This is a genomic window from Paenibacillus sp. FW101-FHT12H11 (assembly GCF_058790355.1).
Genome location: NZ_JBYTCO010000003.1, coordinates 281,381 through 301,151 on the forward strand (window position 1 = coordinate 281,381; position 19,771 = coordinate 301,151).

General features: G+C 45.7%; 18 protein-coding genes. 14 read left to right on the forward strand and 4 right to left on the reverse strand.

Annotated features, from left to right (window positions below; translation table 11 throughout):
- The first annotated feature begins 4 nt into the window (after positions 1-4).
- Together AC3WTJ_RS11495 and AC3WTJ_RS11500 are read left to right on the forward strand one after the other, a co-directional pair.
- Positions 5-967, forward strand: coding sequence for an acetylxylan esterase (locus tag AC3WTJ_RS11495; RefSeq protein WP_492521834.1), 963 nt, complete (start codon positions 5-7; stop codon positions 965-967).
- Between the two features lie 24 nt (positions 968-991).
- Entirely contained in the window at positions 992-1,225 is a 234-nt protein-coding gene (locus tag AC3WTJ_RS11500) for a hypothetical protein (RefSeq protein ID WP_492521835.1), read from the forward strand.
- 134 nt (positions 1,226-1,359) lie between these two features.
- On the opposite strand, the gene AC3WTJ_RS11505 is transcribed toward AC3WTJ_RS11500, so the two are convergent.
- Positions 1,360-1,839, reverse strand: coding sequence for a TspO/MBR family protein (locus AC3WTJ_RS11505; RefSeq protein ID WP_492521836.1), 480 nt, complete (start codon positions 1,837-1,839; stop codon positions 1,360-1,362).
- Between the two features lie 97 nt (positions 1,840-1,936).
- On the opposite strand from AC3WTJ_RS11505, the gene AC3WTJ_RS11510 reads away from it, so the two are divergent.
- Together AC3WTJ_RS11510 and AC3WTJ_RS11515 are read left to right on the forward strand one after the other, a co-directional pair.
- Positions 1,937-3,502: a glycoside hydrolase family 43 protein gene (locus tag AC3WTJ_RS11510; RefSeq protein ID WP_492521837.1), complete on the forward strand. Its 1,566-nt coding sequence runs from the start codon at positions 1,937-1,939 to the stop codon at positions 3,500-3,502.
- Between the two features lie 98 nt (positions 3,503-3,600).
- Positions 3,601-4,173: a beta-class carbonic anhydrase gene (locus AC3WTJ_RS11515; protein ID WP_492522220.1), complete on the forward strand. Its 573-nt coding sequence runs from the start codon at positions 3,601-3,603 to the stop codon at positions 4,171-4,173.
- 91 nt (positions 4,174-4,264) lie between these two features.
- On the opposite strand, the gene AC3WTJ_RS11520 is transcribed toward AC3WTJ_RS11515, so the two are convergent.
- A complete protein-coding gene (locus tag AC3WTJ_RS11520; protein WP_492521838.1) occupies positions 4,265-4,813 on the reverse strand; it encodes a TetR/AcrR family transcriptional regulator in 549 nt (182 codons plus the stop codon).
- A gap of 202 nt (positions 4,814-5,015) precedes the next feature.
- Between AC3WTJ_RS11520 and AC3WTJ_RS11525 the strand changes: the two genes are divergently transcribed.
- The 9 genes from AC3WTJ_RS11525 (at position 5,016) to AC3WTJ_RS11565 (ending at position 16,489) form a co-directional block, all read left to right on the forward strand.
- The gene (locus tag AC3WTJ_RS11525) at positions 5,016-6,056 is read left to right on the forward strand and encodes an NAD(P)-dependent alcohol dehydrogenase (protein WP_492521839.1); all 1,041 of its coding nucleotides are present in this window, start codon (positions 5,016-5,018) and stop codon (positions 6,054-6,056) included.
- A 4-nt stretch (positions 6,057-6,060) separates the two neighbouring features.
- On the forward strand, positions 6,061-7,287 hold the full coding sequence (locus AC3WTJ_RS11530) for a multidrug effflux MFS transporter (RefSeq protein ID WP_492522221.1): 1,227 nt from the start codon (positions 6,061-6,063) through the stop codon (positions 7,285-7,287).
- A gap of 22 nt (positions 7,288-7,309) precedes the next feature.
- Complete coding sequence (locus AC3WTJ_RS11535; RefSeq protein WP_492521840.1) at positions 7,310-7,705, forward strand: (R)-mandelonitrile lyase; 396 nt, start codon at positions 7,310-7,312, stop codon at positions 7,703-7,705.
- Positions 7,706-7,890: 185 nt separating this feature from the next.
- Positions 7,891-9,657 (forward strand): Rieske (2Fe-2S) protein, encoded by a 1,767-nt coding sequence (locus AC3WTJ_RS11540; RefSeq protein ID WP_492521841.1) that lies wholly within the window; start codon positions 7,891-7,893, stop codon positions 9,655-9,657.
- 207 nt (positions 9,658-9,864) lie between these two features.
- Complete coding sequence (locus tag AC3WTJ_RS11545; protein WP_492521842.1) at positions 9,865-11,670, forward strand: cache domain-containing sensor histidine kinase; 1,806 nt, start codon at positions 9,865-9,867, stop codon at positions 11,668-11,670.
- Positions 11,667-13,172 (forward strand): response regulator, encoded by a 1,506-nt coding sequence (locus AC3WTJ_RS11550; RefSeq protein WP_492521843.1) that lies wholly within the window; start codon positions 11,667-11,669, stop codon positions 13,170-13,172. Before AC3WTJ_RS11545 ends, AC3WTJ_RS11550 begins: the two co-directional genes overlap by 4 nt.
- Before the next feature lie 155 nt (positions 13,173-13,327).
- Complete coding sequence (locus tag AC3WTJ_RS11555) at positions 13,328-14,671, forward strand: ABC transporter substrate-binding protein (protein ID WP_492521844.1); 1,344 nt, start codon at positions 13,328-13,330, stop codon at positions 14,669-14,671.
- A 67-nt stretch (positions 14,672-14,738) separates the two neighbouring features.
- On the forward strand, positions 14,739-15,605 hold the full coding sequence (locus tag AC3WTJ_RS11560; protein ID WP_492521845.1) for a carbohydrate ABC transporter permease: 867 nt from the start codon (positions 14,739-14,741) through the stop codon (positions 15,603-15,605).
- On the forward strand, positions 15,602-16,489 hold the full coding sequence (locus tag AC3WTJ_RS11565; protein WP_492521846.1) for a carbohydrate ABC transporter permease: 888 nt from the start codon (positions 15,602-15,604) through the stop codon (positions 16,487-16,489). The genes AC3WTJ_RS11560 and AC3WTJ_RS11565 overlap by 4 nt, the downstream gene beginning before the upstream one ends.
- Before the next feature lie 71 nt (positions 16,490-16,560).
- On the opposite strand, the gene AC3WTJ_RS11570 is transcribed toward AC3WTJ_RS11565, so the two are convergent.
- The gene (locus AC3WTJ_RS11570) at positions 16,561-17,268 is read right to left on the reverse strand and encodes an SDR family oxidoreductase (RefSeq protein ID WP_492521847.1); all 708 of its coding nucleotides are present in this window, start codon (positions 17,266-17,268) and stop codon (positions 16,561-16,563) included.
- Between the two features lie 168 nt (positions 17,269-17,436).
- Between AC3WTJ_RS11570 and AC3WTJ_RS11575 the strand changes: the two genes are divergently transcribed.
- Positions 17,437-18,021, forward strand: a complete 585-nt coding sequence (locus tag AC3WTJ_RS11575; RefSeq protein WP_492521848.1) for a TetR/AcrR family transcriptional regulator — start codon at positions 17,437-17,439, stop codon at positions 18,019-18,021.
- A 163-nt stretch (positions 18,022-18,184) separates the two neighbouring features.
- On the opposite strand, the gene pdxR is transcribed toward AC3WTJ_RS11575, so the two are convergent.
- Positions 18,185-19,621, reverse strand: a complete 1,437-nt coding sequence (gene pdxR, locus AC3WTJ_RS11580) for a MocR-like pyridoxine biosynthesis transcription factor PdxR (protein ID WP_492521849.1) — start codon at positions 19,619-19,621, stop codon at positions 18,185-18,187.
- Positions 19,622-19,771: the final 150 nt, after the last annotated feature.

Here is a 19,771-nt window from a genome sequence, read left to right on the forward strand (position 1 = left end):
CAGGATGCCTGTCGTTGATTTGTCGTTAGAGCAGTTGAAAACCTATGAAGGGCGTAATCCGAAGCCGATCGATTTTGACGCCTATTGGGAACATGCGCTGCAAGAGATGCAGGCCGTTGATCCTTGTGTGGAACTCATTCCGGCTGAATTTCAGGCGCCTTCCGCTGAATGTTTTCACTTGTATTTTACAGGTGTAAACGGTGCGCGTATTCACGCTAAATATGTGCGGCCCAAAGCGGCGGATGGACAGCATCCGGCTGTCCTGCAGTTTCATGGCTATTCCGGCTGCAGCGGGGACTGGTCGGAGATGTTGGCCTACACAGCGCTTGGCTGCTCAACCGCATGGCTTGATGTTCGCGGACAAGGAGGGCTGTCCGAAGATACAGGCGGTGTCGTCGGCCATACTTTGCGAGGCCATATCATTCGCGGATTGCAAGATCATGATCCGCACAAGCTGTTCTTCCGTCATGTGTTTTTGGATACGGCGCAGCTTGCCGACATCGTCATGAACTTTCCGGAGGTGGATGCGGGCCGGGTTGGCGTTACCGGTTGGTCGCAAGGAGGCGCACTGGCGATTGCCTGTGCGGCGCTTGAGCCGAGAGTTCGCAAAGTAGCCTCAATCTATCCCTTTTTGAGCGATTATAAGAGAGTATGGGAAATGGACCTAGCGAAGGATGCCTACTGGGAGCTTCAGAATTTCTTGCGATATTTCGATCCCCAACATCTTCGAGAGGAAGAGTGGTTTACCAAATTGGGCTATATCGATATTCAACATTTAGCACCGCGAATACAAGCGGACGCATTGATGGGTGTCGGTCTAATGGATACCGTTTGTCCACCGTCTTCGCAATTTGCTGCAATCAATAAAATGAAAACATCGGTCAAGCTCGAAATTTATCCGGACTTCGGTCATGAACCGATTCCCGGCATGAAGGATCAGATTCTACAATTTATGGCCGGTTTGTAGAACAGGGCAGAGGAGCTTAATGGAATGAAAAGCGTTCGTTTTGGGGTAGCAGGCAGTGGCTATTTTGGCGGGGAGCTGGCCAGGACGTTAAATCGGCTTGAAGGCTCAAGCGCCGTTGCCGTTCATGGAGGCAGCTCGAGGCCGATCGAGTTAAATCCCGCGGTGAAAGAATCTTGGATGGCATTTATTGGAGCGGGGCCGGGAAGAGGCATTCAGTCCAGCTTGGGTGTTACAAAGGAAGGCTTGTCTCGCAGGTGATTTTCTGAAACGAAAGAGATGACTATCAAATTTACAACGTTTTCACTGGGCTGGCTCGCGTCATCCTAGCATTCAGAAGATAATCAAAAGCCCTTGAAATTTTCAAGGGTTTTTTCAGTTGAATCATCTAATTTTCAATATACACGGTTTACATCCTTATTTAACTGGTAGATGGACCAGGCCAATAAAGCAGCAAAACAGGACCACAATAAGTAAGGTACCAGCAACCACGCAGCAAGTTTGGAATAAGGAAGGGTGAAATATATCAGCAGAAACGAAGTGAAGGCTACAACAACCGTATCAAGGAAAGCCAAACGCAAGTTTTTTAGGTTAAACTCGATAAAGGTAAAGGCTTGATTAGCGATATAATTGATCAACAAAGTTACGACATAGGCCAGGGAGGCTTCCTGAAAACCATTTGTTTTTGTATAAACAACGGCAATTGAAAGTGAAATCAGACCATACATAATGCTCCATACAATGCCGAAGAGTTTAGGAGGAGGGCTCCAAGCTGGCTTATTAAGACTAGTATAATAATTAATATCGGTAGGAAATAAAACAGCGGAGAGCGAAAATAATGCATATGCAAGGATAAACACGGTAATAAACATCATAAGAAGCACCTCCATATAGTCGTCCAAGCTTAATACTATAGTATTTACGAATCCTGAAAAGGATAACCTGTTGAGCAAAAGAAATGGAGTGAAGTCTGTGAAACCAGCATTGGAGCTATCTTCAAAGAACGGTCTCTGGGGTGATCAAGGTGATGGTACGTACATCAATCCTATCTTACCGGGAGATTTTAGTGACCCTGATGTTATCCGAGTTGGCAGTGATTTCTATTGTATTTCCTCAACTTTGCATTTTTCTCCTGGGATGGTTATTTTGTACTCGAAAGACCTGGTGAATTGGGTGATTATTGGACACGTCGTCAATGATCTCACGCAAATAAGCCCTGAATTGAATTTTGACAAAATGAATAGGTACGGCAGAGGCGTTTGGGCGGGCGCAATACGATACTACAAAGATAAATTTTGGGTCTATTTCTGTACGCCGGACGAAGGATTTTTCATGAGTTCATCGACTCGGCCTGAAGGTCCTTGGGAGCCTCTGCAGCATATTTGGCAGATCGAAGGTTGGGATGATTGCTGCCCATTTTGGGATGAAGATGGACAAGGCTATCTAGCTGCCACAAATTTCAGCAATGAATACAAGATGCATTTATTTCAGATGAATGAAGAAGGAAACCAGATAAGGAAGGATACTGATTTCGTTTTCCATCAATATAAGGGCAGTGAAGCGACGAAGATTTACAAAATAGACGGTTTATATTACTTTTTCCACAGTGAGGTTCGGCATCAGGCAGGAAAAGATCTTAGAGTCGTTATGATGCTCAGATCTTCACATATCTGTGGTCCATACGACGAGAAAGAACTCATTCATTCTCATGGTGAGGCACTGGATCGAGAGCCTAATCAGGGAGGTTTGCTGCAAACGGAGGACGGGACATGGTATTTCATCTCACATCAGGGGACTGGCGGTTATTATGAAGGGAGAACCTTGCATTTGCTTCCAGTCACTTGGGTTGACGGCTGGCCAATCATCGGGGAGGATATCGATGGGGATGGCATTGGAGAAATGGTATGGGGAGGCAAAAAGCCAATACAAGGTTACCCCTTGATCACTCCAAGTACGAGCGTGAACTTTACTAACGCAAGGTTAGAACCTCAATGGGAATGGAATCATCAACCTAGAGCTGGCAAATGGTCTTTGACGGAAAGACAGGGTTATTTTCGATTGCATGCATGCGTACCCATAGATGTTGGGAACTTTTTTACAGTCTGCAATATACTTACACAACGAAGCTTGAGAACTGTAAATAATGCAGTCGTCACAAAGATAGATCTATCTGGAATGGAAGATGGGCAGGAGGCAGGCTTATGCCATTTTGGAACGAGGTATTGCACGATTAGTGTTAAACAAGAGGGAACAGTCAGAACAATCCGATACAACGATACAGGTATTCAAACTATGGGATCTCGCATCAGTCAGTGTGACCTATGGTTAAGATCTTGTTGGGGGTTAGACGGAATCAACACCTTCTCTTATAGTCTTGATGGTAAAAATTTCATCGATTTCGACGAACGCTATCAACTCAACTGGGGCCATTATCGGGGAGATCGAATCGGGTTATTTAGCTTTAACAATACAGCGGAAAATGGATATTTGGACATTGAGTGGTTCTCCTATCAATATGGAGGCCCTCAGGGGCAATGATTTGCAGCAGGAATATTTTCATGCAGCTGCATGTTGAGGATGCTTTGCAGGTTATGATAAGATTGTTAGATATCAAAAGAGAAATTGAGGTGAGAAGCTTGGAGAGACTTTATAGTATGTTAGACTTTAACTCCGAGTTCGTAGAGAAAAAGGAATTTGAAAAATATAAAACAGCTAGGTTCAAAGACAAAAAGATGGTTGTTATCACTTGTATGGACTCAAGGCTTACGGAGCTCCTACCCCGAGCATTAAATATAAAGGATGGGAATTCCAAAATCATTAAAGATGCTGGAGCGATTGTTTTGCACCCATTCGGCAGCGTTATGCGTAGCGTAATTGTTGCTATATATGAATTAAATGCAGACGAAGTTTTCGTGGTCGGGCATCATGATTGTGGGATGAGCTGTATTGACCCAGGGGAAACGATTAATAAAATGAAAGAGAACGGGATATCTTCCGAAATTATCGACACGCTCGAAAGTTCCGGAATTAATTTGCAAAAGTGGCTGCACGGTTTTGATAGTGTTGAAGATTCCGTCAAAGGAAGCGTGCATACGGTCAAAAACCATCCCCTCCTGCCAAGAAACATTCCCGTTCATGGCCTTGTAATCGATCCGGAAACAGGAAAGTTAGATTTAATAATTGACGGTTATAAACATAACGAATCGTAGGAATCAAGAAACGAAATTCTGGTGAGAAACTATAATGAAGACGAAACGGCAGCCGGCCATCGGCTGCCGTTTCCTTTGGAAGCAGCTTAACCTACAAACTTCTCTCTAACAAGGTACCCACTTGTTTAGCCATAACTTGAGGCGGATAGGGCATGCCGTTTTTGATCCACCATTCAATCACGCCTGCATAAGCGGTACCTGCATATTGCAACATGACATCATCGATTAAATCTGCATTTTTTCCGCTATCTCTGTCAATTTCACCTTTGAATCCTTGTATAAAAGAAGCAAGAAGCCGAGCTCGAAAGGCAGATGGAGTCCCCGTACTTGCGAGCATGGTTGAAAAAAACAAATAATTTTTCTCGAAATATTCAAAATAGGGTACAAGAGCCTCGTTCCAATCCAGCTTACAAGCCCATTCATCCATCTCGCCTAATTCATCGAGGTGTGTTTGAATGAGTTTATCCAATAGATCAAATTTATCCTGATAATGCAGATAAATGGTTCCTCGATTTAGGTTAGCCCGATCCGATATATCCTGAATGGTTATATCATCAAAATTTTTTTCAGTCATCAGTTCAACAACAGCTTTTTTCAAAGATTCTTGCGTTTTAAGGATGCGCCGATCTGTTTTTGCCATGGTATATTCACCAAACCTTCTAAGATACTAAACACATTTCGCCGTTCTGTTGATATATCAACAGATTACGTTTCTTTAACCATTGAACTTACCTGCTTAATTATATAATAATAGACACTAGTTGGTTAATCAAATTTATTCCTATAATCGTAATTCGTTGATTAACTATCTCAAATGGGTTTACTGAAAGGAGACAACAAACATGTGCAAAACTCATGTTCTAAGCATTCCGGCGGCCAAAGCGCCTTTTGAAAAGACTACAATTGAAAGACGGCCATTACGACCGGATGACCTGTCGATCGATATTAAGTTTAGCGGCATTTGTCATTCCGATATTCATAGTGCACACGGGGACTGGGCAGGCGGGATTTTCCCGATGGTGCCTGGCCATGAAATTACCGGGGTTGTAACGGCAGTTGGGGAGAAAGTGACGAAATTTGCTGTAGGTGACCGCGTCGGTGTTGGCTGCTATGTGGACTCTTGCGGAGAGTGCGAATACTGCCACCGAGGAGAGGAACAGCATTGTTCGAAAGGTTTTGTGGCTACCTATAACTCCTTGGACTATGAGGGCAATCCAACTTATGGCGGTTACAGCCAAAACATCGTTGTTACTGAAAGGTTCGTTGTGCATATCCCGGATAATATGGAGCTGGATGTAGCCAGTCCGCTTTTGTGCGCGGGTATTACCACTTACTCCCCTTTGAAACGTTGGAATGCCGGTCCAGGAAAAAAGGTAGCTATTCTGGGGATGGGTGGATTAGGCCACGTCGCGATCCAATTCGCGCATGCGATGGGAGCAGAAGTTACCGTTTTAAGCCGTGCGAAAGAGAAAGAAAACGAAGCGTTAAGTTTTGGTGCGGATGATTATTTTTCCACGCTGGATCCTGAAACTTTCAACAGGCTAGCCGGCCGATTCGACCTGATTCTCAATACCGTATCCGCCAATATTGACGTCGATTCGTACTTATCGCTGCTTCGTGTGGACGGAACGCTTGTTAATGTCGGAGCGCCTGCGGAACCGAGTCACTACAATGTCTTTTCCCTAATTATGAGTCGCCGCAGTATAGCAGGGTCCTTGGTTGGCGGACTTCCTGAAACACAAGAGATGCTTGATTTTGCTGCCGCACATGGCATTCTGCCTCAAATTGAGATTATCCGTGCCGAGCAAGTAGACGAAGCGTATGAGCGAATTCTGCGTAGTGATGTACGATACCGATTCGTTATCGACATATCGACTTTATAGACGAATGGACGATAAATTTAAAAATCATTCGCTTCGATTGGCTTTCATACTGGCGGCATTTTCCGCATTGGGACCATTTACAGTCGATATGTATCTCTCGTCACTTCCGCAAATCATGGATTTTTTCGGAAGTAACGCGTCCATGATTCAAGCTAGTTTAACAGCCAGCCTACTAGGTTTAGGTTTAGGCCAGATGGTCATGGGACCTTTGAGTGATAGGTATGGAAGACGTACCCCATTGCTGATCTCCATGGTTCTTTATATTGTTTCATCGTTGGGTTGTGCTTTAGTACCCAATATTGAATCTTTTATCCTTTTACGCTTCGTCCAAGGAGTGGCAGCATCGGCCGGACTTGTGATTTCTCGTGCAATTGCCCGGGACAGATATAATGGAGTCGAATTGACGAAATTTATCTCTCTGCTTACGATGATCAGCAGTGTCGCTCCATTAATATCCCCAAATGTCGGAAGTGCCGTTACATCTTTCAGTTCATGGGTTGGTGTGTTTGTTTTTTTGGGGCTTCTAGGAATACTATTAATAGGGATCACAAACTGGGGATTAGAGGAAAGCTTACCCGTACAGTATCGTGTCCAGGGAAACTTTAAGGAATTAATAGGGAACTACAGCCGTCTGTTTCACGATCGAACATTTATGGGATATGCGCTTGTTAATGGTATTTTGTTCGCGGGTGTATTTGCCTTTGTAGCCGGCACTCCGTTTATTTATCAGAACCTATATGGTGTGTCGCCTGGGATATTCTCGATCTTGTTTGCAATGAACGGTCTTGCCATTATGATTGGAGCGCAAATAGTCAAACGTGTGGCTGGCCGGCTAACAGAGCGCAGTATATTTCGTATCGGCTTATCGCTGTCCCTTATTTCTACTTCCGCTATCCTGATTTCAGTTCTCTCTCAGGGATCTTTACTGGCAGTATTTGTTTCAACCTTCTTATTTGCCGTATCCATTGGGATCATTGGGCCGGTTTCTATTACCTTAGCGATGGAATCGCAGGGACAAATGGCGGGGAGTGCGTCTGCCGTAATAGGGACTTTTCAATACGCACTAGGAGCAGTTACTTCGCCACTTGTGGGAATCGCAGGCGAGTATTCAGCAGTCCCTTTTGGAATCGTTATATTTACAACCAGTTTATTGGCCATCGTTTCCTACATTGTCCTCATTAGGAAAGTGGAGACTGTAGGCATTTTAAACCACACGAAAAAAAACACTTGATTCTAACGGAGGAAGATAGAAAATGGAAATTAGAAAAGTCGGATCACAGCCTTCGGGCAAAGGACCATCCGAATATTTCACTGGTACTGTTCGCATTGATCCGCTGTTTGAAGCTGCAGATCCTGCCCGTGTAGCAGGAGCCAGCGTTACGTTCGAGCCAGGTGCGCGGACAGCATGGCATACGCATCCACTGGGTCAGACGTTAATCGTGACGGCAGGAAAAGGACAGGCTCAACGCTGGGGAGGGCCGATCGAGGAAATTAGTCCCGGTGATGTGATTTGGTTCCCGCCTGGCGAGAAACATTGGCATGGAGCTTCGCCGACCACAGCTATGACGCATATAGCGATTCAAGAGCGACTGAACGGAAAGGCTGTTGATTGGATGGAAAAAGTCAGTGACGAGCAATATCAGTCTTAAGCGCATGAGTGCTGCATAAATACCCGTCATTTGATAAACGAAGTTGAAGTATGAATTGTATTGCCTCAATATTCATTGGGGCAATTTGTTGTGTATAATGAAAATGAATAAAACACACAGAGTTCTGACCAAAAACAACTGTTGTAGTTTGGAGTGCAGCTTGAAAAATAAAGGAGGCTGTATCGATGAATGTCCGTTTAAACTGGATTTCAGCAGGTGAATTGGAAGCGCTTAAGCTATTGGGCAAAAAGGTTGTTCGAGGAGGTATCGCTGTCTTTTATCATGAGGACCAAGTATTTGCCGTGGACAATCGGTGCCCGCATTTAGGCTTTCCTCTCCATATGGGGAGCTTGTGCGACGGGATTTTGACGTGCCATTGGCATCATGCCCGGTTCGATGTCTGCAGCGGCGGTACGCTTGATCCGTGGGCAGATGATGTTCCATCTTATGAAGTGCGCGTCGATGGCGGCGAAGTATGGGTAAATCCGGTTTCTAGAAGGGTAGAAGGCGCAGAAAAATATAAGCTCAGACTGAAAGAAGGACTCGAGCAAAATATCGGCATCGTTATTGCGAAAGCGGTTGTCGGACTGATTGAAGCTGGCGTGCCGGAGCAAGACATCGCCCGAATCGGCATCGAATTCGGGACGACATATGGAACCGGTTGGAACGCTGGACTTACGATTCTCACAGCGATGGCGCAAATCGTAGATAAGCTTGATAAGAATGGAAAAATACTTGCTTTATACCAAGGCCTTGTTCATGTTGCTCGTGGCAGCTCGGGCAGAGGAGCCCGCCACCTGCTGTCGGCGCTGCCCTCATCTGACGTGCCGTTCGAACGGCTGACCGAGTGGTACCGCAACTGCATCGAGGTGCGGGATACGCAGGGCGCTGAGAAAGTGCTGATGACCGCTATTATGAAAGGCATCGACACGAAGCGACTTTCGGACATGATGCTTGCTGCCGCAACAGATCACTTTTACTTGGATGGCGGCCATGTGTTTGATTTTCATAACAAAGCTTTTGAGGCGCTGGAGTGGGTGGATGTGTCACAAAGGGAGCGGATATTAACTTCTCTCGTCCCAATGATGGCTAGCCCGACACGGAGCGAGGAGCTTCACCAATGGCAGGCACCGGTTAACCTCGTAGAGCCGATCAAGCAAGCGATTAGTGAGCTGGAGCATCATGCGGCGCAAGCGAAGCTGGCGGATGGGTCAACGGGGCAGACAGCTCTTTCCGTGGAAATGGAACAGCAATTGCTGCAGCAGTTGCTAAGCGATACACCGGAGCAGACGATCATTTTGTTGCGTGACCTGCTTATCTCCGGAACGGCTCCGTCGCAGTTGGCTAAGATCGTGGCTTTGGCCGCCGCGGAACGGATCGTTCGTTTCCATACGCAGAATGATTTTCGCGATTGGATTGCAGTACTTCACACGTTCACCTATGCTCACGCCGTACATGAAAGGCTGCTGCAGTCGGATGAACCACATCTGCAGAGGGCGATATTTCATGGAGCCGTCAGCGTATATCTGGACCGTTTCCTAAACGTGCCAACAGCCGCGCGGCCGAAGCCTTCCGGCTCCGCCACGCCAACCGATCATCGGGAGATGCTCGATTTGCTCGATCTACGCCAACAGGTTGGGCCAGCCGCGCAATGGGTTGTGGACTACATGCATGGTGGTGGCAATTCTGGCGAGCTTCTTAATACGCTTGGCCATGCGTTGCTGCGAGAAGATGCTGAATTCCATTCTTTCCAAATGTATGAAGCCTCTGTGGCGGAATACAATCACTGGCAAGCGGTGACAGGCTCTTTTGCGGATATGGCCAAAGAAACGATGCTGCTCGCCTGTACGCGATATCTGGCAGCACATGCGCCAACCGCGCGCGAGCTCCCGCATACGGCCAAAATTGCCTGGAGATTGCATAAAGGTGAACGATTGTTTGAAGAGGAATGACAACATGTAATTAAAGACGATTAGAGAGCCCGCAACGATAATAGTTGCGGGTTCGTTAGTTGTTGCAATCGGAATCGTGAAGCCGAAAGATCTGCAGACTACGGCCGAATTGGCTGAATCCCCATCAAACATGGCGCAAATGACAATGAACGGCGTGTAATCTCACGTTAAAATAGATATATCAATCCGAAAGACTGAGGCGATCTGATGCTTAAGACGAAGATGTTCCTCTCTTTCTCCATCGTATCATTATTCATTGTTGCGATTACTTGCGGTATGTTCTATTTTAAATATTCAAACGATATTCAAGAGCAAACTTCCTCACTCTCCTCTGTTATTTCTAAGCAATTTTCCGGAATGGTCGATTTATATATGCAAAATATTGAAGAGCTCTCCCTTGCAGTCTCGATCTCCCCTGCAGTACAGAATGGTCTGCTTGATTACAAAAGAGCAACAAACTCTTTGGAAAAGGAGATTATTGGATATAAACTTAATCCTTTTCTGTTTGATTTCTCCTACCCCAAGCCCTACGTACAAGGCATTTCCATCCATACCTCCGACGGATATATGTATGAATATACGAAACTAGTAGACCCCAAACCCGTTGAACCCTATTCACCGGCTGAGCTGCTTCAATTCGATCAAGCGCTCGAAAAGAAAAAATTTATTCTTCGCTCTTCCATTCATGGAGAGGGTGCTGAAGAACCTGTGAATCGAATCGTTTCGTTTATCCGACGCGTTACCCGAATTCCGACGCAGCAAGGGATAGGTTTTATAAATATCAATATCAACGTCAATGCCTTCAAGGCGCTTGAATCAGCGAACGGTAAAGCAAGTGAGCTCGATAGCAGTATGAGCATGCTTCTGGTGGATGATCAAGGGGAAATTATTTACGAAAATAAAAATGGACTGAACACTTTCAGATTTCAAACATTTGACGTGAATCTATTGCAGAGCGGTCTTTCGAATGGGGAACTGGTGTGGAAGAACAAAAGGTATTTCTACTCCTATGAATCATCCAACTACACTAGTTGGAAAACGGTAGTTCTAATACCCAAGGATGTAGTTTTACTCCAGCAGAAGCGTATCCTAGAAATTATTTTGGCAGTAGGTGTGCTTACGATGTTGTTAATTGCCGTGGTTTCCTATATCTTATCTCACCAGATTACGGTGCCGCTACGGAAAATAATGCTCAAAATGTCCAGCGTTGAACTGGGGAATTTTAATGAACGCATGGATTATAAGGGGAAGAACGAACTTGGAAAACTGAGCCGGATGTATAACCTTATGCTGGATAGTATTTCACGTCTCATTCATGAGGTTTATGAGTCCAAGTTGGCCGAGAAAAATGCGCAGCTCTCTGCGCTCCATGCACAAATTAATCCTCACTTTCTCTACAATACTCTAAACATTATGAAGTCGATCTCCCGGCTTCGAGGGATTGAGGAAGTGGCGGAAATCTCCGAGTCGCTGGCAAGTCTTTTCCAATATAGTATGAAAAATCTGCACCAGCCCGTCACACTGCAGCTGGAGATTGAACATATAAGGAATTATGTGAAAATTCAGCAGCATCGGTTTGGCAACCGGATGCGGATTGATGTCGATATCCCAGAATATCTTCACCATGCACAGATTCTAAAGCTGACGATTCAACCGCTCATTGAAAATGCATTCGACCATGGCATACGTCGGATGAAGTCAGGCGGTTGCATTCAAGTTGAAGCCATGGAACGCGATGGTAAGCTCATCGTAAGCGTCTCCGACAATGGGGAAGGGATCGAAGCGATAAGACTGCAAGCACTTCAAGACGCAATTCATTCAACCAGTGCGCTGCAAGGCTTGCGAGAAGTGAAAGACGGAATTGGTCTGTTGAATATTCATCAGCGGCTCGACCTATACTACGGCGCGAGCTCAGGACTTACGATCATTTGCCCGCCAGGCGGCGGTACGACAGTAAGTTTAGTGATGCCTTTACGACTTGTCGAACAAGAGGAGGCCGTTGGAATCAGATGAACATTTTTTTGGTAGAGGACGAATATTGGGCTTTGGCTGAGTTGGTAGAGCTATTCCGAGTTTACGAATCCCAACACAAGGTGTATCCGTTTGATAACGGAGAGGATGCTCTATTGGCCGCTGAAACAGTTCATCCTCATCTGGTAGTGACCGATATTAACATGCCTGGAATGGACGGGTTAGGACTGGCTGAGAGATTGAACAAGAAAGATGCATCTATTAAGAAAATTTTTATCAGTGTTCACGACCAATTCGAATATGCACGTCAAGGGATGAAATTCGGCGTCGCAGATTTTCTCGTAAAGCCTGTGAAGAGGGAAGTTCTCTATAGAGCTGTTGACCAAATGCTGGAACAGTTGATACAGGAAAGCAAGTATACGGAAGAATGGCTTAACGGCTCTTTGGTTCAAATGCTTCTGACACCGGATCATGATGAGCGTCCAGAGCGTCCAAAACTGCAGCGGTTTTGTTCGGAAGCCTGCCATATGTTGCTGCTGCACTTGGATGAAGGAACGGCATGCAGAAATTGGAAGAAAACGAAGCTGGATATCGGACAGTTAATAACATCACTTGCGGGTGATAGTCGCGCTCAAATTCACGGATTGGAGCTGAATGGCCAACAACGGGTGTTTCTGATCGCGGAGAACCGGGTGTGGGAGGAATACGCTCGTAAACATGTGGCGGACTTGATCGATCAACTGAGGCCTCTAGGGCATCATGTACATATGGCTATCACGAAGAAGCCGGCATTTCAAACGCTTTTCGACACGTTTAGCAGGCTTCATCAGCAGTTAAACGATGAGCGCCTTTTTGGAATAATGAGTTTGGTCTGTTCCAATGAGAGAAAAAAAGACGCGGATCTTACAGGGGCTTGGGATCGCGTTAGAGTGCTCGAGACCCACTACAAAAAAGGAGAGCTAGCCAAGGGAAGGGCCGGATTGCAAAGTTTGCTGCAGGAGCTGCAGCATAAAGAGATCTCCAAGCGGCAGTTGGAGTTGTTTGTAGGCGTTGTTCTTTTTTCGCTGAGATTTAATAAGTACGGCAATCGTAGCGTTGGTGTTCACGATCTCTATAAGGAACCTGGTATGCTGCAACAAATTTCCAGCTACGACGAACTGCTGGTTCATCTTCATGATAAGATTGTAAGCCTTTACGGGGAAGAAGGCGCCAAGGAAACGAACCCGAAGGGACTGATCGCTGTCCTCCTGAAGCTCATCCATCATGACTACCAGAAGTCGATATCGCTGCAGCAGTTTGCTGCGGAACATCATGTCAGCATTGGGTACTTATCCCGAATGTTTAAGACACAAACCGGTGTAACCTTCTCGGAGTATGTTACGGAATACCGGATTCGCAAAGCGCAAGAATTGCTTAGCAGAGGGATTGAGCGCCTGCACGAGGTTAGCCGTTTGGTGGGCTACGAGGATCCGAAACATTTCAGCGCACTCTTCAAGAAGCACGTCGGGGAGTCGCCGATGGCATACGCGAAGAAAAGAAGATGACGGTCATTAGGAAAAATCTCCCCCCTGATTCAGTTGAATTCACCTGTATTCCTTGGATGACGGATTACTTACAATAAGATTACAGTTCGGTGAAAGCGTAATCACTATCTGACGGGGCCGAATTTAGATCCAGATCTACAAGGGAGGAAATAAAAATGAATCGAAACAGGTTTCATACATTAATTTCTATTGCCGCGTTATTGTCTGTCGTTTTGGCGGGTTGCTCCCAAGGTCAATCTACGGGGGGAGCGGCTCCTGCCACTAGTGAGAATAAAACGACGGATAACAAGGCTGCCGAACCCGTAACACTTACCCTGCTTACAGGAACTACTGGAACGGCTTATCCGGCTCTACAGGCGGTAGCCGCAGAAGCTGAGAAAAAGTTGAACATCAAGATCAAGTTCGATATCAAACCGGACGGGACGGAAGGCGATAACCTCGTGAAAACAAGGCTTGCGACCGGCGATATGTCCGACGTTCTTTTCTACAACGCAGGTTCATTATTCCAGGCGTTAAGCCCGGAAGAAAACTTCGTGGATCTGACGAAGGAGCCTTTCATGAGCAAGCTGTTGGATTCCTTCAAACAAACCGTTAGCGCGAATGGAAAAGTATACGGGGTACCTGGCGGTTCTTCCAATGTAGGCGGAATTTTGTATAACAAACGTGTCTATAAGGAGATGGGACTTACCGTTCCTAAGACCTGGGCGGAATTTATCGCGAACAGCGATAAGATTAAGGCGGCTGGTAAAACGGCGGTGATCGGTTCTTACAAGACGACCTGGACTTCCCAACTGTATGTGCTTGGCAACCATTATAACGTTCAGGCGCAAAGTCCGAACTTCGTTCAGGATTATACAGCCAACAAAGCTAAATATGCGACAACGCCATCAGCATTACGCGGCTTTGAAATGACAGCAGAGACCTTTGCAAAAGGTTATATGAATAAGGATTTCCTTGCTACTACGTATGACAGTGCGCTTAAAATGCTGGCGGAAGGTACAGGCGTCCAGTACCCTATGCTCACTCACGCGGTAGATGCGCTCGCACAAAACTTTCCGGATAAAATCAAGGATATCGGTGTGTTTCCTGTCCCTAGCGACAATGCCAGCATTAACGGTTTTACCGTATGGATGCCGAACGGACTCTACATTAATAAGAAGAGCAAGCATGTGGATGCAGCTAAAAAGTTCCTTGACTTTCTAATTTCTCCAGATGGCATGAAGGCCTATATGAGCAAAAGTAAAGCGAACGGACCTTATGTCATTAGCGGAATCAATGTTCCTGACGATGCTTACGATGCAATTAAGGAAATGCAGACCTACTTCGATGCCGGTAAAACGGCGCCCGCTCTGGAATTCGTCTCACCGGTGAAAGGACCGAATCTGGAAAGTCTCTTGATCGAGGTCGGAACCGGCCAGAAGTCGGCAGCAGATGGAGCAGCGGATTACGACAAGGATGTGAAGAAGCAGGCACAGCAATTGAATCTGCCTGGTTGGTAATCAGCACTTTCACCAATCTTACGGTCCTGCCGAACATCGGCGGGACCTGGCTTTAAGGAGGAAATAGATGACTTTATCGCAAAGAAGGATGTATTCGATGTTGCTCTTATTGCCGGCGGGCATCATATATTTTACGTTTTATCTGCTGCCGACCATCATGTCGCTGTTCTTCAGCTTGACGCGGTGGACCTTGACCAAATGGACGTTTATTGGCTTCGAGAACTACAGGATGTTTTTCGACGAAACCTCGCTGCGGATCGGCTTTAAAAACACACTGATCTTTGCAGTCGTGACTTGCGGCCTGAAGGTCATACTTGCCTTACTGCTAGCCACCCTGCTAACTTCGAGAATTTGGTTCAAGGATTACTTTCGGTCCATGGTGTTTTTTCCTACGCTTCTTAGTACGATCGCCGTAGGGATTGCCTTCAGCACGATGATGCATCCTACCCAGGGTGTAATCAATACCGGACTAGCTATGCTCGGTATTCAAGGACCAGACTGGCTGGGGAATACGAAACTCGCGCTTTTTTCGGTCGCCTTTATTGACGTATGGAAAGGCGTAGGCATCGCAACCGTTATCTATATCGCCGGTATCATGTCCATCCCTCAGCAATACTACGAAGCATTGAAGATTGACGGAGGCAATGCGTTCCGAAGTTTCTGGCATATCACGCTTCCGCTTAGCAGAGCTGCGATGAACTCGATCATTATTTTGGCATTTATCGGCGGTTTACGTACTTTCGACCTGATATGGGCAACGACCCGGGGAGGCCCAGGGTTCTCTACAGATTTGATTGCTTCAATCATTTACAAACAATACCAAGCGGGATTCTATGGCTTGGCAACGGCGGGCAACGTCATTTTATTTGTCGGCATTTCCGTCATCGCCTTCCCGCTGTATATGTTCCTGAACCGACGGGAGGTTGAGCTATGAACAGCTTGGCGGACAATGCCGCATCCCATTCAATCGAACGTCGAATCCGTGCCAGAGGTGTCGTAAGAAAGTCGTTGATAGCCTTGGTGCTGCTCTGTCTCTCAACCGTTATTTTTTGGATTCCATTCTATTTCGTTATCATCAATTCTTTCAAATCAAGCAGCAAGGCTGCTGATATGACCATGGCCTGGCCGGACACCTTTCACATGATTGAAAACTATTCCGCCGTGCTCCTAGCCTCTGACCATATGCTGATAAGAGCTTTCTACAACAGCACGCTGCTTACGGTGTTTTCTTTGGCAGGTTTGGTATTCGTAAGTTCGCTGGCCGGCTTTGTGCTGCATCGTCGGGAGAAGAGTCGAGGCGCGGCGGGGTTGAATTTCCTGGTACTTGCCGGGCTCATGATTCCTCCAGCTGTAGTGCCTACGATTTGGGTGCTGAATACGTTAGGGCTGTTCAAAACGCTGCCGGGGTTAATATTGGTGGAAATCGCCCTTCACTTTCCTTTTTGCGCTATTTTATATAAGGCATTTACAGCAACCATTCCGCGAGACATCGACGAAAGCGCCTTTATGGACGGATGCGGGGGCTTTAAACTTTTTACACATATTATTTTTCCGCTGCTTAAGCCGGTTTCATCCACGATTGTGATTATTCAATCTGTTAGCATCTTCAACGATTTCGTTAATCCGCTGTATTTTCTGCCCGGCGCCGAGAACGCCACTGTCCAACTGACACTTTACAATTTTATGAGCATGTATCTTACCCAGTGGAATTTACTCTTTGCCGATGTTGTCTTAATCTCAATTCCGCCGCTTCTATTGTTCATGTTCTTCAATAAGCGGATCGTGGCGGGGATGACGGCTGGTGCGGTAAAAGGTTAACAGGCCCCTGATCGACCGAGTATGCAAAAAAGCCATGTTCTTTATGCGAACATGGCTTTTCGTTATGCGTTTTATTTTTGAACCAGTAATTCTGGATATAAAGCATTAACGCCTCCAGAAAGACCTTTTTGAACATTAGCGCTAATGTCATCTGCAATGATTTCATACAGGCCTTTTTCAATCCCGTCAATGGCGATTTCGGCAATTTTCTTCGGATCTGATTTCGGTTTTTCAAGCCCTTTGGTCATGTCGGTATCCATATAGCCAACGTGCAGCCCGGAGACTTTAATGTTTTTAGGCGCTAGGCTTAAACGTAAAGCATTTGTCATCGACCACTCTGCAGATTTTGCCGCTGAGTAAGCTCCCGTGCTGTCTGTCGTGTACCAGGAGAGAACGGATAAAATGTTAAGAATCGTTCCTCCGCCGTTTTTCTCCAAGACAGGTGCAAAATCTCTAATCATGGAGAGTGTACCGAAAACATGCGTATCAAACTCTAAGTGAATGTCGTCCCAGCTGCCGGTCAGAACTGAAGCTCCGGTTGATGTACCTGCATTATTAATAAGCAAAGTGACATCGGAAGCCAAGGAAGCTGCTGCCTTGACTGACTCAGGATTCGTGATATCCAGCTGAACCGGAATCGCTCCGGGAATAGTAACGGACTCCGGATTTCTTGCGCCTGCATATACTTTTACACCGCGTTTTAAAAGTTCCTCTGTTAATTGCTTACCTAAACCCCGATTAGCTCCAGTGACTAATGCTACTTGTTTTGAAATATCCATGATGAATGGCTCCTTTTTGTTTTAAAATATGATAACTATAATATATTATAACCATAATATTTTAAAACCGTCAACTGCATAATAAATGACAACTGAGTTTTATCCCAATGAAGAATGTGATAATATGATATATATAATATTCAGAATTCACATATAGAGGGTGTTTGCATGCCTTATCCAGAAGGACATAAATTAAAAGTTCGGAATCGCATTCTTACAAGCGCCGCTGAATCGTTCAGAAAAAATGGTATTCGGGAATCCAGTCTTCCCTCCATCATGAAGGGTGCCGGATTAACACATGGGGGATTCTATTCTCATTTTGGAAATAAAGAGGAACTGATTGCTGAAACCTGCAATTTTGTCGTAAGCAATACGATTGATGAACTGAGAACAATGGCACGAAGTGAACAATCGGAACCGGATGAACCGGAAATCAATCGAATCATCGATTATTATCTAAGCCCGTATCATCGAGATCACGCGGAAAAAGGGTGCATTATTCCAATCTTATCCGGTGAAATCAATCAGTCTTCGGCTGACATTCAAGAAATTCTTAATCTCGCGTTGAATCAATATATTGCTTTCCTAAGCGAAATTTCAGGCAGTGATGAAACAACAAGCGGGGTAACCCTCAGTATTATGGTGGGATCGCTCCTATTAGCTAGAAGTATTAAGGATCCTGTTCTAAGCACTAACATACTTAATCAAGCTAAAGTGCAAGCCAAGACTATATGTAAGACTTCCCCGAAATAAGAACATATATGTGAGACTGTTTTGGCTCATGGCCAAATCGAGCAGTGGTCTGGCGCGGCGGATATGCTTTTGTCATCCGGCATCATGCTAAAAAAGACGGTGTTTACTCTCATTTTCGAGAGTAAACACCGTCTTTTTCCTTTGTGTAGCTATGCAAGAGTCTTTATTCACTCAATTCGCGTATTACTCTTGCGAATCTGGCTATCCCCCGTTTAATCTCTTCCGGCTTCGTTCTTGCGAATGTAAAACGCACGTAACCCGAGTCTGAACCATAAACACTCCCGGGTACGAATATAATTCCGTTCTTAATGGATTCTTCCAACAATTTAGCATCCTGAATATTCGGGATCAATTTACACCAGAAATGCAATCCCCCTTCCGGCGCCGCGTACTCGATTAGACCTGAAAGTTCCTTCTCCAATGCTTCGATGAGTAAATCCCGTTTAAATTGAAGTTGGATACGCAATCGCTCCAAATGGGGATCTAAATAAGAGGATTGCAAAAATTGCCCCGCTACTAGTTGCGGAATGATGCTTAATCCAAAATCCATCTGCTGTCTGGCATCGGCTAGCCGTTCCACAATGGAACGAGGCGCTACCATCCAGCCTATCCGTAAGCCGGAGGCTGCGATCTTGGAGAATGAGCCTATGTATAGAATTGAACCCATAGTATCCATGGATTTGAGAGGCAAAGGAGGGGGGCCCTCATAAGATGTTAAGCTGTATGGATCATCTTCCACAACCGGAAGTCCTAATTCACTAATGATATCAAGAAGCCGTTTGCGCCTTTCATCACTTAGTACCGATCCGGTTGGGTTCTGGTAGCTCGGATTCAAGAACACCATCTTTATTCGATGTTTCTTGTATAAAGTACGAATATCTTCCGGCTCAATGCCATGATTGTCGACCGGAAGGCGGAACAAACGAAGCCCGGCTGATTGAAACATGGGCAACGAATAGCAGTAGGAAGGATCTTCGATAGCAACGGCATCACCAGGCGACAGCAGACATTGCGTGATTAAATATAACGATTGCTGGGATCCCGATGTGATAAGAATGGAGGATTCCGTTGTCCGAATGCTTCGATAATTGTTCAGAAATTCGACTAAAGCCTCTCTTAATAGAGTCGAACCTTGCGGGTTATCGTAACCCATATAGGAGGTATATGCGTTTCTACTCATTAATGTAGCTATTTCATCTGTGGGTGCTAAATCTGCCGATAGTTCAGGACTCGCAAAATCAATCAGGGATGGATTTTGCGCTAACGCTTCGCGAATCCTTCGCAAAAAGGGCAGGTTCGGAAGAAAGCTTCCTCCCTCGGCAAACCGACTCCAGTTCGGAGTGTGCTTCGGAGTGGCTCCCCATTTGGACGTACTTACTTGAGTCCCGCTGCCAGTGCGGCTTTCGATAATCCCAAGGGATCGAAGTTCGGCGAAGGCAGAAATGACGGTGCTGCGGTTCACTTCAAATTGTTCAGCAAGCTTCCGCTCAGATGGCAGATAACTGCCTGGAGGAAATTCCCCATATGAAATTCTTTGCTCCAGATGGTCCGCAATTTGCTCGTAAAGAGCTTTTTTACTGTTGCGATCAGGTTTCCACATCTTAATGTCCCCTTGAATATTCAATCAAACCGCACAAATTTTACATTTATAATACCATTTATCTGCAAAAAATAGTCGATGTTTTCGACTTTATCAGTTAGCATTCTGTGAACAAGAACGCTAAGTGGATGGCGCAAAAAATGAGTGATT